The sequence below is a fragment of the Staphylococcus sp. HMSC072E01 genome (assembly GCF_001814125.1).
GTDB lineage: Bacteria > Bacillota > Bacilli > Staphylococcales > Staphylococcaceae > Staphylococcus > Staphylococcus hominis.
In genome coordinates this window covers 1-239 of sequence record NZ_KV814976.1, presented here as the reverse complement: position 1 = coordinate 239, position 239 = coordinate 1, and the positions used below count along the sequence as shown (strand labels likewise).

Below are 239 nucleotides of genomic sequence, written 5' to 3'. Positions count from 1 at the left end.
GTCCATTATCGAAGATAAATACAACATAGAATGATCAAATGGTAAATAAGTCATATCGGTTGTTAATACTTCCATGGGACAACTTGCTTTAAATTGTCTTGGTAATACATTGTCTGTTTTATAATACGGTTTACCTATCCTTATCGTCTTTTTAGGTCTAACTCGGCAGTTCAAATGATGTTTCTGCATCATTCTCTGTACGCTCTTATGATTAATTGGTGATGTATAACATTGATTAA

The 239-nt window shown here is 32.2% G+C and carries 1 pseudogene; it reads right to left on the bottom strand.

The window, feature by feature from the left end:
* Positions 1-239, bottom strand: a pseudogene (locus HMPREF2953_RS11310) (IS3 family transposase); the annotation flags it as partial.